This is a genomic window from Brachybacterium sp. J144, assembly GCF_036321705.1.
Taxonomy (GTDB): domain Bacteria; phylum Actinomycetota; class Actinomycetes; order Actinomycetales; family Dermabacteraceae; genus Brachybacterium.
The window spans coordinates 1-15,999 of sequence record NZ_JAZDCG010000032.1 but is presented as its reverse complement, the minus strand read 5'-3'; the positions used below and the strand labels follow the sequence as shown (position 1 = coordinate 15,999).

The following is a 15,999-nucleotide window of genomic DNA, read 5'->3' as shown; positions in this document are numbered from 1 at the left end:
CATGACGCGCATCCTGATCGTCGAGGACGAGGAGTCGTTCTCGGATCCGCTGTCCTACTCGCTGCGCAAGGAGGGCTACGAGGTCGCGGTCGCGGACACCGGGACCGACGGCCTGCGCATCTTCTCCGCCCATGGCGCGGACCTCGTGCTGCTGGACCTGATGCTCCCCGGCATGAGCGGCACCGAGGTGTGCCGCGAGATCCGCCGCACCTCCTCGGTGCCGGTCATCATGCTCACGGCGAAGGACGACGAGTTCGACAAGGTGCTGGGCCTCGAGCTCGGGGCCGACGACTACGTCACCAAGCCCTACTCCTCCCGCGAGCTGCTCGCCCGGATCAAGGCCGTGCTGCGCCGCGGTCAGGACTCGGGCGAAGGGGAAGAGGACACCACCCTCAGCGCCGGCAACATCATGATGGACGTCGAGCGGCACGTCGTGCAGGTGCACGGCCAGGAGGTGGCGCTGCCGCTGAAGGAGTTCGAGCTCCTCGAGATGCTGCTGCGCAACGTGGACCGGGTGCTCACCCGGGGCCAGCTCATCGACCGGGTGTGGGGCGCGAACTACGTCGGCGACACCAAGACCCTCGACGTCCATGTGAAGCGGCTGCGCGCGAAGATCGAGGACGACCCGAAGAACCCGGTCCACCTCGTGACAGTGCGCGGCCTCGGCTACAAGTTCGAGTCCTCCGGCGCCTGAGCGCGCCCGGGGCTCTCCCGCGCGGAGCGACCCGGAGACGACGGACGACAGAGCGCCCCGCGGCCTGGCCGCGGGGCGCTCTGTGTCTGACTCGATGCTGCGCGCTGCCGGTGCAGCGGCGCGGCCCGCGCGGCGCTCAGGCGCCGGCGTTCTCCCCGCTCCCGGTCTCGCTGTAGTGCTCGAGGCTGCCGTCGACGACGGGCACGGAGATCACCACGGTCTGGTCCCCGGAGGTGATGGTCAGATCCAGGATGTCGCCGGCGACGACGCCGGAGGCGTCGCCGATCTGGACGCTCTGGTCGCTGTCCTCGCCCGCACCCAGCGAGACGACCTGCTCCGGCGCGAGGGACACGCCGGTGGCGAAGATCGCGGTACCGTCCGAGGTCGCGGCCGCGAGGTCGACGGTGCGGGTGGGCTCCGCGCCCTCGATCGCCTGCTCGTAGTTGACGACCGTGGCGGAGAACTCGGCGGTGCCGTCCTCCCGCAGGATCACGAGCGCGTTGCGCACGCCGATCACGGTCGAGCCGTCCTGGGAGAGGTTCGCGTTGGTGCCGTCGGCAGCCTGGTAGAACTCGTGCGTCTGCACCGGGTTGAAGTACGCGCATCCGGACGCGGCGAGGGCCAGGCCCAGGGCGGCGGCGGAGAGCACGAGACGACGGGAGGTGCGCACGGAGGACTCCTGTTCGATGCCGCGACCGGCGGCGGAGGGACGAAGGACAGCCCTCACAGGGTACCGCACCACCCCGTCCCGGATTCCCCCGCAAGATCCCCTCGCGCCGCGGCCGCCGATGCCCGCACGCCTCCCCGACCAACGCCCGACAAACGCTCGATCAGCGCCCCGACCACCTCTCGAAAGCGCTCGGCAACGCCCTGACCAGCCGAGATGCGGAGAACCGCGCATTTTACCACGTGGACCCGGTGGTAGACTGTCCCGCGGAAAGGGGACCCAACACATGAACTTCGCTGTCGGCGAGACCGTCGTCTACCCGCACCACGGTGCCGCGCTCATCGAGGAGGTCAAGACCCGCACCATCAAGGGCGAGGATCGCACCTACCTCAAGCTCAAGGTCGCCCAGGGCGATCTGACGATCGAGGTCCCCGCGGACAACGTCGATCTCGTCGGAGTGCGGGACGTGGTCGACAAGGAGGGCCTCGACGAGGTCTTCGAGGTGCTGCGCCAGCCCTATACCGAGGAGCCGACCAACTGGTCGCGCCGCTACAAGGCCAACGTCGAGAAGCTCGCCTCGGGGGACGTCAAGAAGGTCGCCGAGGTCGTGCGCGATCTCTGGCGCCGCGATCAGGACCGCGGCCTCTCCGCCGGGGAGAAGCGGATGCTCGCCAAGGCCCGCCAGATCCTCGTCTCCGAGCTCGCCCTGGCCGAGAAGACCGACGAGACCGATGCCGAGTCGATCCTCGACGAGGTCCTCGCCTCCTGAGCGGCCGGTCGTGACCGCTCCCCCGTCGGCCGCCGAGGTGCGGCCGATCATCCTCGCGCTCGCCCCGCCCGCGCCGGGCATCGTCGGCGCGGCCCCCACCCCGGGCCTCGAGCCCCTGGGCGGTTCGCTGCTGGTCGATCGCCTGCTCGGCACCGCACGCGACCTCGGACTGCCCTCCCCGCTCGTGATCACCCGCACCGACGCGGCGGAGCCGCTGCGCCGGGCGGTCTCGGGCCGCGCGGCGGTGCACGAGGTCGCGGCGGGTCGGCGCGAGGCGCTGGCCACGGCGCTCGAGCACAGCGACGAGCCGTTCCTGCTGGTCCATGACGCCGAGCGTGCACTGACCCCGGCAGCCGTGGTCTCCGCGGTGCTCGCCGCGCTCGCCCCCGGTGTCGACGCCGTGGTGCCGACGGTCGCGATGACGGACTCCGTCAAGCAGATCGCACCCTCCGGGCTGCGGAACGTGGACCGCAGCACCCTGGCGGCGCTGCAGAGCCCGCGGCTGCTGCGTCGCGAGGCACTCGCGGGAGCTGTCGCCGACGCCCCCTCCGCAGGATTCGACGAGATCCAGGCGCTGCTCGACCGCGGGGCGGCCGTCCGCACCGTCCAGGGCTCGCACGCGGGGACCGCCCTGGTGGACCGGCTCACCCTCTGGCAGGCGCAGATCTCGCTGGGCCTCGCCCGCGACACCTCCCACCGACACGGCCTCGCGCGGCGACCCTGATCGCGCCGACCCGGGTCCCGCCGCGGGACTCGGGACGCAGCAGCCGGGTCAGTCGTCGCGGCGGCTGCGCCAGACGGTGCGGAACTCCTCGAGCATGCGCCGGGGCTTCGACAGGGTGCGCTGGGGAAGGCTCGTGGCCAGCTCTCCCGGGTCGTGGCGCAGCCGGCGCATCAGACGGCCGGGCTTGCTCGAGATGCGCTGACGCAGATCGGGGAGGTAGTCCTCCGAGACGTCGAGCCGGGTCACCGCCCCGCACGAGGTGCACTGGATCTCGGTGACGAAGCGGCCGGCGTAGACGACCTGATGCTCGGACTCCTGCTCGCAGGCGGTGCAGCGCAGATAGCTCTCCTGGACGGACATCGGCTCCTCCTCACCCGGTCCTCAAACCTAGCGCGGTGACCACGTCCTGGGCCAGCAGCAGGTCCTGCGCATAGGTGATCTTGAAGTTGGTCTCCTCGCCCCGCACCCAGGTCACCGGGATGTCGGTGTACTCCTCGGCGCACGAGGCGGTGTCGGTGCCGACGAAGCCGTCCCGTGCGGCCGCCTCGTAGGCGTCGAGGATGGTCGCGGCGCGGAAGCCCTGCGGGGTCTGCACCCGCACCAGGGACTCGGGGCGCAGGTGCGCCCGGGGGGCGAGCGTGTCGCCGGAGCCGACGGGGGCGACATCGGTCGCCGGGATCCCCGGCACCGCGCCCCCGGTCTCCCTGGCGGCGTGCAGCACGGCGGCGGCGAGGCCGTGGGAGACGAGCGGACGGGCCGCATCGTGGATGAGCACCGTGTCCACGGTTCCCGCGTCGATCCGATCGGCGAGATGGCGCAGGGCCAGCAGCTCCGACTCCTGCCGGGTGTCCCCGCCGGTGATGATCTCGAGCGGGCGCTCGGTCTCGCGGTCCGCGACGAAGCGGGCGTGCTCGAGGTCCTCGGGTCGCACCACGAACACCAGCAGCCCGACGCCCTCGACGCGGGCGAGGGTGTTCAGACCCCAGCTGGCGATGCTGCGCCCGGCGAGCGGCAGGAACGCCTTGTTGATGCCGGCCCCCACACGGGTGCCGGAGCCTCCGGCGAGCACGATGCCGGCGGCACGGCCGGTGCGGCGTGCCGAGCGGTGGCGGCGGGGCTGGTTCACGCTGGCATCGTAGACGGCCGACCTCACTGACGTGGACGTCCTGCTCGGGGCATGACAGAATCGACCGTCGCCCACCCGTCGCCAGTCCAGGAGATTGCATGCTCACCATCGCCATCGTGTGCGGCGCGGGGATCGCCACCGCCGCTCTGATCGCGGACCAGGTGCGCGAGCACATCACCGAGTCGGGGCGCGAGGTGCAGGTGGTGCAGGCGACCGTGATGGACCTGCTCTCGAACGACTTCGAGGCGGATCTGGTGGTCAGCACCGTCGACCTGCCCGCCGCCCTGGGCGTCCCGCGAGTCTCCGCCATGCCGCTGCTGCTGGGGACGAACGCGGGCCTGACCTTCACGGACATCGACCGGGAGCTCGCGCGCCTGGAGGCGGGCGGGGCCCGATGAGCGTCCTGCCCCGCGTCGGCCTCGGCGTGGACGTGCACGCCTTCGCCCCCGAGGACTCCCCCCGCCCGCTCCGCATCGCCGCCCTCACCTGGGAGGGCGAGCGCGGCCTCGCCGGGCACTCCGACGCCGACGTCGCCTGCCACGCGGCCTGCGACGCGCTGTTCTCCGCCGCCGGGATCGGCGACCTCGGCACCCACTTCGGCACCGACCGTCCCGAGTGGGAGGGCGCGAGTGGGTCCACCCTGCTCGCCGAGGCCGCTCGCCTGGTGCGCGGGGCCGGCTTCGAGATCGGCAACATCGCCGTGCAGGTCGTCGGCAACCGTCCCCGGCTCTCCGCCCGTCGAGAAGAGGCCTGCGCCGCGATGAGCGCGGTCGTCGGAGCTCCTGTCGCGGTCTCCGGGACCACCACGGACGCCCTCGGCCTGACCGGTCGCGGCGAAGGCATCGCCGCCCTCGCGACCGCCCTGGTCATCCCCCGGGAGGACCTCGCATGACCGACGCCCCGTCCCGCCCCGCCGACCCCGCTCCCCCGGCCCTGCCGCTGGGCGCCGCGGAGGTCGAGGCGGCCGCCGAGCGCCTCGCCCCGGTGCTCCGCCGCACGCCGCTGCTGCACAGCAAGCGGCTGAGCGAACTCGGCGGCGTCGACGTCTGGCTCAAGCGGGAGGACCTCCAGTCGGTCCGCTCGTACAAGCTGCGCGGCGCCCATCTGTTCCTGGACTCCCTGCCCCCGGCCGCCCGCGAGGCGGGCGTGGTCGCGGCGAGCGCCGGCAATCACGCCCAGGGCGTGGCCCGTGCCTGCGCCGCCCTCGGCATCCGGGGGCGGATCTACGTGCCCGGCACCACCCCCCGCCAGAAGCGCGAGCGGATCGTCGCGATCGGCGGCGAGTTCGTGGAGCTGCTGCTCGTCGGCGACACCTTCGACGACGCAGCGGAGGCCGCGGCCGAGGACGCCGAGCGCACCGGGGCGACGCAGGTGCCGCCCTTCGACCACCCTCTGATCATGGCCGGGCAGGGCACGGTCGCCCTCGAGGCCGTCGAGCAGCTGCGGGAGGAGCACGGCCGGGAGGTCGGCACGATGGTGCTGCCCGTCGGCGGAGGCGGTCTGCTGGGCGGCTGCGGGGCGTGGCTGCGCGAGCGCACCCCGTCGGTGCGGATTGTGGGCGTGGAGCCGGCCGGGGCCGTGTCGATGGCCGCGGCCGTGCGCGCCGAGCGGCCCGTGACCCTGCACGAGCTGGACACCTTCGTGGACGGCGCCGCGGTGCGCCGCGTGGGCGCCGCCCCGCTGCGGATGGTCCGCGCGATCGAGCCCGAGCTCCTCGCGGTGGACGAGGGCGCGGTGTGCACCGAGATGCTGCAGATGTACCAGGTCGACGGGATCATCGCCGAGCCCGCGGGCGCTCTGGCGGCGGCCGCGGTGGCCACCGGGGCGATCCCGCATCTGGGCCGCGGGGGCTCCGGCGGGGAGGACGAGGAGTCGACGGGGGACGTGGTGGTCGTCGTCTCCGGTGGCAACAACGACGTGTCGCGGTACACCGAGATCGTCGAGCGCTCCCTGGTCCACGAGGGCCTCAAGCACTACTTCCTGGTGACCTTCCCGCAGGAGCCGGGGGCGCTGCGCCGGTTCCTGGACCGGGTGCTCGGCCCGCACGACGACATCGTGCTGTTCGACTACATCAAGCGCAACAACCGCGAGGAGGGTCCCGCCCTGGTCGGCGTCGAACTGGGCAGCCGCTCGGACCTCGATCCGCTGATGGCGCGGATGGCCGCCTCGAACATGACCATCGAGCGGATCGATCCGGAGGACCCGATCTACCGCTACCTCACCTGAGGACGCCAGGGCGCCGGGGCGGAGGACCCGCCCCGGCCGGTCTCAGCCCTCCGGGTACGCCTCGACGTCGGGGGTGATCGCGTCGCGCGCCTCGACGGCGGAGCGCACGATGTCGTCCAGGCCGTGCTCAGACTTCCAGCCGAGGTGCTGGGCGATGCGGTCGCCGGAGCAGATCAGGCGGGCGGGATCGCCGGCGCGGCGCTCGCCGATCTCGGGCGTGATCTCGATGCCCTTCGCGCGGGCGATCGCCTGGATCACCTCGAGCACGGTCGAGCCCTCGCCGGTGCCCACGTTGAACACGCGATGCTCCCGCTCCTCGCCGCGGAGATAGTCGAGCGCCGCGATGTGGGCGTGCGCGAGGTCGAGCACGTGGACGTAGTCGCGGATGCAGGTGCCGTCGGGGGTGTCGTAGTCGTCGCCGAAGACGACGGGGGCCAGGCCCCGCTCGAGGCGGTCCAGCACGATCGGGACCAGGTTCATCACGGCGGTGTCGGCGAGCTCGGGCCAGCCGGCACCCGCGACGTTGAAGTAGCGCAGGGCGACGGTGCGCATCCCGTGAGCGCGCTCGGCATCGGCGAGCATCCACTCGCCCACGTACTTCGTCGCGCCGTAGGGGTTGATCGGCTGCGGGATGAGGTCCTCGGTGACCACCGTGACGTCGGGCATGCCGTAGACCGCGGCGGAGGAGGAGAAGACGACGTCCCGCACCTCGGCGCTCGCGCAGGCGGCGAGCACGTTGGCGAGGCCGGCGATGTTGTCGTGCCAGTACATCTCGGGGTTCGCGACGGACTCGCCGACCTGCTTGTGGGCGGCGAAGTGGATCACCGAGTCGGCGCCGGAGGCCCGGAGGTGGAAGGCCAGCTTCTCCGCCGCGTCGGGCAGGGTCATGTCGAGCTCGATCAGCTCCACGCCCTCGCAGCGGGAGCGCAGCCCCGTCGAGAGGTTGTCGACCACGACCACCCGCTCGCCCTTCTCCTGCAGGAGCCGCACCACGTGCGATCCGATGTACCCGGCACCACCGATCACGAGAGTCGTCATGACCGGAAGCCTACCGGCCGACGAGCCCCGACGAGACGCCGGCGGGACGCGGGCGGGACGGCGTCGTGCGCTGCCCCGCCTGGTCCCGGTCGATCGGCCCCGGACTCAGCTCCAGGAGCTGGAGACCGGCCGACCCTCGGCGTAGCCGGAGGCGCCCTGCAGCCCGATCACGGCCCGCTCGCGGAAGCTGTCAGTGTCCGCCGCACCCGCGTAGGTATAGGAGGAGCGCACGCCCGCGGTGATCACGTCGAGCAGGTCCTCGACGCCGCCCGCCCCCTCGGAGAGGTACATGCGCGAGGTGGAGATGCCCTCCTCGAACAGGCCCTTGCGAGCCCGGGCGAAGGCGTCCTCATGGGCGGTGCGGTGGGAGACGGCCCGCTTGGAGGCCATGCCGAAGCTCTCCTTGTAGCGCCGGCCGCGCTCGTCGGTGCGCATCTGGCCGGGCGACTCGTAGGTGCCCGCGAACCACGAGCCGATCATGACGTTCGAGGCGCCCGCGGCGAGCGCGAGGGCCACGTCGCGGGGGTGGCGTACGCCGCCGTCGGCCCACACGCGGCCGCCGAGACGGCGGGCCTCGGTCGCGCACTCGAGCACGGCGGAGAACTGGGGCCGGCCCACGCCGGTCATCATCCGGGTGGTGCACATGGCGCCGGGGCCCACGCCCACCTTGACGATGTCGGCGCCCGCCTCGATCAGCTCGCGGGTGCCCTCGGCGGTGACCACGTTCCCGGCGACCAGGCGCACCGGCGTGTCCTCGGACGGCCCGAGGACGGTGCGGGCGCGGCGCAGCGCCTCGAGCATCTTGTCCTGATGGCCGTGGGCGGTGTCGAGCACGATCACGTCGGTGCCCGCGTCGACCAGCTCGCGCACCCGCGCCTCGATGTCCGCGTTGATGCCGACGGCGACCGCGATGCGCAGCCGGCCCGCGTCGTCGACAGCGGGGCGGTAGATGGTCGAGCGGAGCACGCCGGTGGCGGTGAGCACGCCGCGCAGCGTGCCGTCCTCGTCGGTGACCACGGCGATGTCGTGGTGCGTCGCGGCGATGCGGGCATGGAGCAGGGCGGGCTCGACGTCGAGGTCCGCGGGGCCGACCACGAGCGCCTCGGAGTCGAGCACCTCGCCGACGGCGGCGAAGGAGTCGCGACCGGCGATCTCCTGCGCGGAGACGACGCCGAGCGGGCGGCGCTCGGCGTCGACCACGACGACGACGCCGTGGGGGCGCTTGGGCAGCAGGTCCGCGGCCTGGCCGAGGGTGCCGTCGACCCCGAGGGTCAGCGGATGGTCGACCAGCAGGTCCCGCTGCTTGACGGAGCGGACGATCGAGTCGAGTCGCTCCGGGGAGAGGTCCTGCGGCAGCACGGCGAGGCCGCCGCGGCGGGCCATCACCTCCGCCATCCGCCGACCGGTGACGGCGGTCATGTTCGCGGCGACCAGCGGGATGGTGGTGCCGGTGCCGTCATCGCTGCCGAGGTCGACGTCGAAGCGGGACGTGATCGCGGAGCGGGAGGGGAGGAAGAAGAGGTCGTCGTACGTGAGGTCGGTCGACGGCTCATGGATCAGGCGCATGCCCTCCAGGATACGGAGGCGACGCGTCACCGGGCAGGCATCGACCCTCCACCAGGTCCTCACAGGCAGATGCGCGATCATCGCGCCCCGTGAACCTAGGATGTCGCTCATGACGGACCCCTCCTCGGCCCCCCGACGTCGACGCCGTCGGTCCGGCAGGCACCAGGAGCCGCTCCGGCGACCGACCTCGACGCCGCTGCCCCCCGATCAGGCGCGCGCCAACCGCAATGCCGCCTTCGGCAACGGCGGGGCGAAGCGCACCTGGCCGGGAGCGACGACGCCCCCGGCATCCTCGGCCGAGCCCGCGCAGACGTCCTCCCCCGCGCAGCCCGTCGAGCCGTCGACCACCCCCGTCGAGCCCCCCACGTCGCCGCTCGCTGCCCCGGTTCCGCCCGCGGACGCCGCGGCGGACCGCGCCGCGCGCCGTCCCGGCCACGGCCGTCGGCGGGCGTTCCTCCTCGACGAGCAGGACGCCTGGGGCGCTCCCTCCCCGTCGACCCAGCCCGCCCCCTCGGCCGAGCCGGCAGAGCCCTCCGCCGGGCCCGACGTTCCGGACTCCTCGGAGTCCCCGGACTCGTCGGACGCGTCCGCTGCCTCGGCTGCCTCGGCTGCCTCGGCTGCCTCGGCTGCCTCGGCTGCCTCGGCTGCCTCGGAGCATCTCGCCGCCCGTTCGACCGCCGCGCGCTCCCGCCGTGAAGAGGGCCGCGCGGAGGGCTCCCTGCCGAAGGTCGCCGGATGGACGGTGCTCACCACCGTGCTGCCCGGCGCCGGCCTGCTCACCACGCGGATGCGCCGGCTCGGCATCGCTCTGCTCGCCGTGCTCGCCGCCGTCGTGATCGCGGGCCTGCTGCTGTGGAGGTTCGGCGACCGGCTGCAGATGATCCAGCTGCTCACCTCCCGCACGGTGCTCCTCGGGTTCCTCGCGGTCGCCGCCGTCGTGGGGCTGGTCTGGATCGTGCAGATCGTGCTCGCGAACCTCGCCCAGACCACCAAGGAGCGACTCACCGGCACGCGTCGGTATCTGGCCTTCGCGGTCGCCGCCGTCATGGTCGTCGCCGTCGCGATCCCCGCCGGCTACACGGTCCGCTCACTGTGGGCCGGGCAGTCCCTCCTCGGCTCGAGCAGCGTCTTCGCCGGCGGCAGGTCAGCCGACCTCGCCGAGGGCCCGGACCCGTGGGCGAACACCGAGCGGGTCAACATCATGCTGCTCGGGCAGGACGCGGGCGTTGACCGCACCGGCACCCGCCCCGACACCCTCATGGTCGCCTCGATCGACACCAAGACCGGCCAGACCGCGCTGTTCTCCATCCCCCGCAACCTCGAGCACGTCCGCTTCCCCGAGGGCACCCCCGCCGCGGAGGTCTTCCCGGACGGCTTCCGCTACTTCGGGCAGAACCAGGACCTCATCAACGCCGTGTGGACCTGGGCCGAGGACCGTCCGGACCTCTTCCCCGGAGATCCCGAGCCGGGCCTGACGGCGACCCGATGGGCCGTCGAGGAGACCCTCGGCCTCGAGACCGACTACTACGCGATGGTGAACCTGCAGGGCTTCGAGGACCTGGTCAACGCCATCGGTGGCGTGGACCTCGTGGTCGAGCGGCGCATCCCGATCGGCGGCGGCGCCGGTCCGATCGACGGCTACATCGAGCCCGGCGCGCAGACGCTCGACGGCTTCCACGCCCTCTGGTACGCCCGCTCCCGCGAGGGCTCCGACGACTTCAACCGCATGTGCCGCCAGCAGCGCATGGTCCGCGCCGTCGCCGAGGAAGCCGATCCGGCGACCCTCGCGATGTCGATCCCCGGCCTGGTCAACACGGCCGAGCAGAATATCGTCACGGACATCCCGGTGTCCGATCTCGACGCCTTCGTGGACCTGGCCCTGCGGGTCAAGGACGGCGGGTTCACCTCGTACCCGATCACGCAAGACGTCACCCCGTCGGCGAACGCGGACTGGGACTACCTCAAGGAGTGGACCCAGGCCTCCATCGAGGACTCCCTGAAGGCGGATCCGCCGGAGTCGGTCGTGGGCGAGACCGAGCCCGGCTCCACGGAGCCCGCCGAGACCGGCGCCGCCCCCGAGGAGGAAGCTTCCGGCGAGGAGTCCTCCAGTGAGGAGAGCAGCGCGGAGGAGACCACCGCCGAGGAGGAGACCCCGAGCGATGAGGAGTCCTCCGCGGAGGTGTCCGGAACCGGCGAGGAGACCGCGACGGAGGCCCCGGTCATCGAGCAGGACCCGCTGAAGTCCTGCCTGCCGAGCAACGAGCAGGCCGGCTGACCTCGACCGTTCGTCGCCGCGGCCCCGGCCCGGGTCTCGCTCGGGCCCGGGCCACTCAGATCACCTGCAGCAGGGCGTTCTCGATCAGCTCGGGCATGGCCGGGTGGATCCAGTACTGGGTCGTGGCGATGTCCCGTGCGGTCTGCCCGGTGCTCATCGCCTGGATCAGGATCTGGATCAGGGTGGTCGCCTCGGGGCCGATGAGGTGCGCGCCGAGGATCTCGGTGGTCTCCGCGTCAACGACGAGCTTCGCGAAGCCGGTCGTGTCCTCCATCGCCCAGCCGTAGGCGATCGAGGCGTACTCCTGGGTCGCGACCCGCACCGCCCGGCCGCTCGCGCGGGCGGTCTCCTCGTCGATCCCCACCCAGGCGACCTGCGGGTGGGTGAACACCCCGGCCGGCACAGGCAGGGCATCCGAGCGGCGCAGGGCCTCCGGGTGCAGCACGTTGTGCCGCACGATGCGCTGCTCGTGGTTGGCGACATGCTTGAGCTGGTGCGGGCTGGAGAGGTCGCCGAGGGCCCAGACGCCCTCGAGCACCTCGCCGCCCGAGAGCACCCGCTGGTAGGGATCCACGACGACGCGGCCGTCCTCCGCCAGATCGATCCCGGCGGCCTCGGCCCCGAGCAGGTCGGAGTTGGGCCGCCGCCCGGTCGCGACGAGGATCTCCTCGGCGCCCAGCACCACCTCGGCGCCGTCCCGTCGGCCGCGCAGCTCGATCCCATCGGCCGTGCGCCGGACCGCGGTGGTCGAGAGCCCGGTCTCGAGGCGCAGACGCTCCCCGAGGATCTCGGTGAGCCGCGCGGAGACGTCGGCGTCCGCGGCGCGCAGCACCCGCTCCGAACGGGCGACGAGGGTGACCTCGACGCCGAGGGAGGCGAACACGTGCGCCATCTCCACGGCCACGACCCCGGAGCCGAGGATCAGCAGGGAGGCGGGCAGCGCCTCCAGGCGCATGATCGTGTCGGAGGTGTGCGGGGCGGCCTCGGCGAGCCCGTCGATCGCAGGGATCACGGGCCGCGACCCGGCGCCGAGCACGACGGTATCGGCGGTGATCTCTTCGCTCCCGCCGTCCGCGAGCTCGACGCGCAGGTGCCTCGGCCCGACGAAGGTCGCGGTGCCGCGCAGGAGCGTGAGGTAGGCGTTGTCCTCGTGATCGCGGCGGTAGGCCTCGCCGCCCGCCGAGATCGGGTCGATGCGCCCGAAGATGCGGTCCCGGATCGCGGGCCAGTCGACGCCCTCGAGGCGCGCGGTCAGGCCGAAGCGCGCGGATTCCGCGGGAGTCGCGGCGAGGTTCGCGGTGTGCACGAACATCTTGGTCGGGATGCACCCGAGGTTCAGGCAGGTCCCGCCGAAGACGTGATCGGGTCCGACCCCCCGGTCGATCTGCACGATCGTGCGGCCGGCGAGGTCGGGGCCGGGGAAGGAGTTTATCGAGCCGGAGCCGATCAGGGCGATGTCGTAGTGCGTCGGGGTGCTCACCTCCCCAGGGTATCGGCGGGCCGACGGCACCGGCCGCTCCGGGCCGACGGGTGTGGCCGCTCCGGGCCGCGGGGCCGGTGGCAGAATGACCTGGCCCCGTCCTCCCCACCCTTCCGCGTCCCTCCCCGCCCTCCCCCTCCCCTCCCGCAGGAGCCGCCATGACCGCCCAGACCTCGCCCGTCCCGTCGGCCGACGCCCATGACGTGATCCGCGTGCGCGGGGCGCGGGAGAACAACCTCCGCGGCGTCTCCCTCGACATCCCCAAGCGGCGCCTGACGGTCTTCACCGGCGTCTCCGGCTCCGGGAAGTCCTCGCTCGTGTTCGGCACCATCGCCGCCGAGTCGCAGCGGATGATCAACGAGACCTACAGCGCCTTCCTGCAGGGGTTCATGCCCTCCCTCGCCCGTCCCGACGTCGACGAGCTCTCGGGCCTGACCACCGCGATCATCGTGGACCAGGAGCGGATGGGCGCGAACGTGCGCTCCACCGTCGGCACCGTGACCGACGCGAACGCCTACCTGCGCACCCTCTTCTCGAAGCTCGCCGAGCCGAGCGTCGGCGGCCCCGGCGCCTACTCCTTCAACGTCCCCTCCGTCACCGCCTCCGGGGCGATGACCGTGCAGAAGGGCGCGAAGACCATCGCCGAGAGGGCCACCTACTCGCGGGTGGGCGGCATGTGCCCGCGCTGCGAGGGCATGGGGCAGGTCTCCGACGTGGACCTCACCGAGCTGTACGACGAGGAGAAGTCCCTCGACGAGGGCCCGTTCACCATCCCGAACTACTCCGCCGACGGCTGGTACGTGAAGATCTTCGTGCGCTCCGGCTTCTTCCCGGCGGACAAGCCGATCAAGTCGTTCACGAAGCGGCAGCTGCACGACTTCCTGTACAAGGAGCCGACCAAGATCAGCATCGACGGGATGAACATGACCTATGAGGGTCTGATCCCGAAGATCCAGAAGTCGATGCTGTCCAAGGACCGCGACGCGATGCAGCCGCACGTGCGCGCCTTCGTCGACCGCGCCGTGAAGTTCGTCGAGTGCCCCGAGTGCGAGGGGACGCGCCTCGCGGAGCACGCCCGCACCTCGCTCATCGACGGGGTCTCGATCGCCGATGTCACCGCCTGGCAGATCACCGAGCTCGCGAGCTGGGTCGAGGAGCTGCGCGGCCGCCACCAGGGGCCGACGGTCGCCCCGCTGCTCGCGAACCTCGCCGCGCTGCTGGACTCCTTCGTGCGGATCGGGCTCGGCTACCTCTCGCTCGACCGACCCTCCGGGTCCCTCTCCGGCGGCGAGTCGCAGCGCACCCGCATGATCCGCCACCTCGGCTCGGCCCTGACGGACATCACCTACGTCTTCGACGAGCCCACCATCGGCCTGCACCCGCACGACATCGCGACGATGAACGAGCTGCTCCTCGCCCTGCGCGACAAGGGCAACACGGTGCTCGTCGTCGAGCACAAGCCGGAGACCATCGCGATCGCCGATCACGTGGTCGACCTCGGCCCCCGGGCCGGCAGCCACGGCGGGCAGCTGCAGTACGAGGGCGACGTCGAGGGCCTGCGCGCCGCCGACACCCTCACCGGTCGGCACCTCGGCACCCGCGCCGAGCTCAAGGAGACGGTGCGGGAGCGGACCGGAGCCCTCGAGATCCGCGGTGCCTCGCAGCACAACCTGCGGGACGTGGACGTCGACGTCCCCCTCGGCGTGCTCGCCGTGGTCACGGGCGTGGCCGGCTCCGGCAAGAGCTCGCTGATCCACGGATCGCTGCCGAAGGGCGCCGACGTCACGGTCGTGGACCAGTCCGCGATCCGCGGCTCGCGCCGCTCGAACCCCGCGACCTACACCGGCCTGCTCGAGCCCGTGCGGAAGGCCTTCGCGAAGGCCAACGGGGTCAAGCCCGCCCTGATCTCCAACAACTCCGAGGGCGCGTGCCCGGTCTGCAAGGGCACCGGCGTGATCTACACCGAGCTCGGCTTCCTCGAGACGGTCTCGACGCCGTGCGAGGAGTGCGAGGGCCGCCGCTTCCAGGCGTCGGTGCTCGAGTACACGCTCGGCGGGAAGCACATCGCCGAGGTGCTCGAGATGAGCGTCGAGGACGCGCTGACCCACTTCTCCGGCCAGGAGGACCCGGCGGCGAGGGTCCCCGCGGCCGCGAAGATCCTCCGCCACCTCGACGAGGTGGGACTGGGGTATCTCACCATCGGCCAGCCGCTGACCACCCTCTCGGGCGGCGAGCGGCAGCGGCTCAAGCTGGCGATGCACATGGGCACCGCGGGCGGCACGGTGGTGCTGGACGAGCCGACGACCGGCCTGCACCTCGCGGACGTCGGCGCCCTCCTCGAGCTGCTGGACCGTCTGGTCGACGCCGGCACCTCGGTGATCGTCATCGAGCACCACCAGGCCGTGATGGCCCATGCGGACTGGATCATCGACCTCGGCCCGGGCGCCGGGGCCGACGGCGGGCGCGTGGTCTTCGAGGGCACCCCGGCCCGGCTGGTGGCCGACGGATCGACCCTGACGGGCAGGCACCTGCGGGAGTACGTCGGCGCCTGAGACACCGTGTCCAGGGCAGGTCATCGACCCGAGGGGAACCCGATGCGCATCCATCATCTCGACTGCGGCACCCTCCGCACCCCCGTCGGCCGCATGGTCTGCCAAGTGCTGCTGCTGGAGATCGGTGACCGCCTGGTGCTGGTCGACACCGGATTCGGCACCGAGGACGTGCGCGATCCGCGCCGGCTCGGCCCCGTGCGCCACGTGCTCTTCCCCGACCTCGACCTGACCCGGACCGCCGTGGGGCGGATCCGCGCCGTCGGCCTCGACCCCGCGGACGTGAGCGATGTGGTCCTCACCCACGGGGACCTCGACCATGCCGGCGGCATCCCGGACCTCCCGCACGCCAGGATCCACCTGCTCGCCGCGGAGGCGGCGGCGATCCGGGACCGGCGCGGACCCCGGGTGCGTCAGCGATACCGCACCGGGCACTGGGGCCACGGCCCGAACCTGGTCGCCCATCCGCGGGGGGCTCGCACCTGGAAAGGGCTGGAGGGGACGGTCGAGCTCGACGACGTCGCCCCGGGGCTGCTGCTGGTGCCGCTGCCCGGTCACACGCCCGGCCACGCCGGGGTCGCGGTGCCGATGCCCGAGGGGTGGTTGCTGCACATCGGGGATGCGGCGCTCGACGCGCGCACGCTGCGCACGGGTCGGCTCCGTCTCGACGTGCGGCTGCGCCAGACGCTCATCGCGCAGGATCCGCGCACGATGCACCGCACCCAGAGGCGCTTGCGTGCCCTCGCCCGGGACCCGGAGGTGCAGATCGTCAACTCTCACGACCTCTCCCTGTTCGAGGCGGCCCGGGCGCGGAGCGAGGCCGCTCCGGGCACGGGGCCCGGATGGAGGAGACAGGGACGGTGGCGAGGTGGCGGACTGACGGTT

15 protein-coding genes are annotated in these 15,999 nt (G+C 72.6%); 9 read left to right on the top strand and 6 right to left on the bottom strand.

Features of this window, described 5'->3' with window-relative positions; all coding sequences use genetic code 11:
• The first annotated feature begins 1 nt into the window (after position 1).
• On the top strand, positions 2-694 hold the full coding sequence (locus tag V1260_RS13080) for a response regulator transcription factor (protein ID WP_329747266.1): 693 nt from the start codon (positions 2-4) through the stop codon (positions 692-694).
• A 136-nt stretch (positions 695-830) separates the two neighbouring features.
• Here V1260_RS13080 and V1260_RS13075 read toward each other — a convergent pair whose 3' ends face one another.
• Complete coding sequence (locus V1260_RS13075) at positions 831-1,364, bottom strand: hypothetical protein (RefSeq protein ID WP_329747265.1); 534 nt, start codon at positions 1,362-1,364, stop codon at positions 831-833.
• A gap of 283 nt (positions 1,365-1,647) precedes the next feature.
• Between V1260_RS13075 and V1260_RS13070 the strand changes: the two genes are divergently transcribed.
• The gene (locus V1260_RS13070; RefSeq protein ID WP_076810443.1) at positions 1,648-2,130 is read left to right on the top strand and encodes a CarD family transcriptional regulator; all 483 of its coding nucleotides are present in this window, start codon (positions 1,648-1,650) and stop codon (positions 2,128-2,130) included.
• 10 nt (positions 2,131-2,140) lie between these two features.
• Positions 2,141-2,854: a 2-C-methyl-D-erythritol 4-phosphate cytidylyltransferase gene (locus V1260_RS13065; protein WP_329747264.1), complete on the top strand. Its 714-nt coding sequence runs from the start codon at positions 2,141-2,143 to the stop codon at positions 2,852-2,854.
• A 48-nt stretch (positions 2,855-2,902) separates the two neighbouring features.
• Here V1260_RS13065 and V1260_RS13060 read toward each other — a convergent pair whose 3' ends face one another.
• Positions 2,903-3,214, bottom strand: a complete 312-nt coding sequence (locus tag V1260_RS13060) for a hypothetical protein (protein WP_329747263.1) — start codon at positions 3,212-3,214, stop codon at positions 2,903-2,905.
• A gap of 10 nt (positions 3,215-3,224) precedes the next feature.
• Positions 3,225-3,980, bottom strand: coding sequence for an IspD/TarI family cytidylyltransferase (locus tag V1260_RS13055; protein ID WP_329747262.1), 756 nt, complete (start codon positions 3,978-3,980; stop codon positions 3,225-3,227).
• Positions 3,981-4,078: 98 nt separating this feature from the next.
• Here V1260_RS13055 and V1260_RS13050 point away from each other — a divergent pair, with 98 nt between their 5' ends.
• Genes V1260_RS13050 through ilvA form a run of 3 tightly spaced genes read left to right on the top strand, consistent with a single transcriptional unit; the run spans position 4,079 to position 6,206 of the window.
• The gene (locus V1260_RS13050) at positions 4,079-4,378 is read left to right on the top strand and encodes a PTS sugar transporter subunit IIB (protein ID WP_329747261.1); all 300 of its coding nucleotides are present in this window, start codon (positions 4,079-4,081) and stop codon (positions 4,376-4,378) included.
• Positions 4,375-4,872: a 2-C-methyl-D-erythritol 2,4-cyclodiphosphate synthase gene (gene ispF / locus V1260_RS13045; RefSeq protein WP_329747260.1), complete on the top strand. Its 498-nt coding sequence runs from the start codon at positions 4,375-4,377 to the stop codon at positions 4,870-4,872. The genes V1260_RS13050 and ispF overlap by 4 nt, the downstream gene beginning before the upstream one ends.
• Complete coding sequence (gene ilvA, locus V1260_RS13040) at positions 4,869-6,206, top strand: threonine ammonia-lyase IlvA (RefSeq protein ID WP_329747259.1); 1,338 nt, start codon at positions 4,869-4,871, stop codon at positions 6,204-6,206. The genes ispF and ilvA overlap by 4 nt, the downstream gene beginning before the upstream one ends.
• Before the next feature lie 42 nt (positions 6,207-6,248).
• Here the strand turns inward: ilvA and galE are convergent, their stop codons facing one another.
• Together galE and V1260_RS13030 are read right to left on the bottom strand one after the other, a co-directional pair.
• The gene (galE, locus tag V1260_RS13035) at positions 6,249-7,244 is read right to left on the bottom strand and encodes a UDP-glucose 4-epimerase GalE (RefSeq protein ID WP_329747258.1); all 996 of its coding nucleotides are present in this window, start codon (positions 7,242-7,244) and stop codon (positions 6,249-6,251) included.
• A 105-nt stretch (positions 7,245-7,349) separates the two neighbouring features.
• A complete protein-coding gene (locus V1260_RS13030) occupies positions 7,350-8,810 on the bottom strand; it encodes a GuaB1 family IMP dehydrogenase-related protein (RefSeq protein WP_329747257.1) in 1,461 nt (486 codons plus the stop codon).
• Between the two features lie 109 nt (positions 8,811-8,919).
• On the opposite strand from V1260_RS13030, the gene V1260_RS13025 reads away from it, so the two are divergent.
• Positions 8,920-11,085 (top strand): LCP family glycopolymer transferase, encoded by a 2,166-nt coding sequence (locus V1260_RS13025; protein ID WP_329747256.1) that lies wholly within the window; start codon positions 8,920-8,922, stop codon positions 11,083-11,085.
• Between the two features lie 55 nt (positions 11,086-11,140).
• Here the strand turns inward: V1260_RS13025 and V1260_RS13020 are convergent, their stop codons facing one another.
• Positions 11,141-12,565, bottom strand: a complete 1,425-nt coding sequence (locus V1260_RS13020; protein WP_329747255.1) for a mycothione reductase — start codon at positions 12,563-12,565, stop codon at positions 11,141-11,143.
• 158 nt (positions 12,566-12,723) lie between these two features.
• On the opposite strand from V1260_RS13020, the gene V1260_RS13015 reads away from it, so the two are divergent.
• Together V1260_RS13015 and V1260_RS13010 are read left to right on the top strand one after the other, a co-directional pair.
• On the top strand, positions 12,724-15,117 hold the full coding sequence (locus V1260_RS13015; protein ID WP_329747254.1) for an excinuclease ABC subunit UvrA: 2,394 nt from the start codon (positions 12,724-12,726) through the stop codon (positions 15,115-15,117).
• Between the two features lie 42 nt (positions 15,118-15,159).
• The coding region (locus V1260_RS13010; protein ID WP_329747253.1) for an MBL fold metallo-hydrolase at positions 15,160-15,999 on the top strand (840 nt) is incomplete at its 3' end.

Coding starts and splice junctions, on each gene's coding strand:
- V1260_RS13015 (WP_329747254.1), top strand. CDS start 12,724: ATGACCGCCCAGACCTCGCCCGTCCCGTCGGCCGACGCCCATGACGTG.
- V1260_RS13025 (WP_329747256.1), top strand. CDS start 8,920: ATGACGGACCCCTCCTCGGCCCCCCGACGTCGACGCCGTCGGTCCGGC.
- ispF (WP_329747260.1), top strand. CDS start 4,375: ATGAGCGTCCTGCCCCGCGTCGGCCTCGGCGTGGACGTGCACGCCTTC.
- V1260_RS13080 (WP_329747266.1), top strand. CDS start 2: ATGACGCGCATCCTGATCGTCGAGGACGAGGAGTCGTTCTCGGATCCG.
- V1260_RS13050 (WP_329747261.1), top strand. CDS start 4,079: ATGCTCACCATCGCCATCGTGTGCGGCGCGGGGATCGCCACCGCCGCT.
- V1260_RS13060 (WP_329747263.1), bottom strand. CDS start 3,214: ATGTCCGTCCAGGAGAGCTATCTGCGCTGCACCGCCTGCGAGCAGGAG.
- ilvA (WP_329747259.1), top strand. CDS start 4,869: ATGACCGACGCCCCGTCCCGCCCCGCCGACCCCGCTCCCCCGGCCCTG.
- galE (WP_329747258.1), bottom strand. CDS start 7,244: ATGACGACTCTCGTGATCGGTGGTGCCGGGTACATCGGATCGCACGTG.
- V1260_RS13070 (WP_076810443.1), top strand. CDS start 1,648: ATGAACTTCGCTGTCGGCGAGACCGTCGTCTACCCGCACCACGGTGCC.
- V1260_RS13030 (WP_329747257.1), bottom strand. CDS start 8,810: ATGCGCCTGATCCATGAGCCGTCGACCGACCTCACGTACGACGACCTC.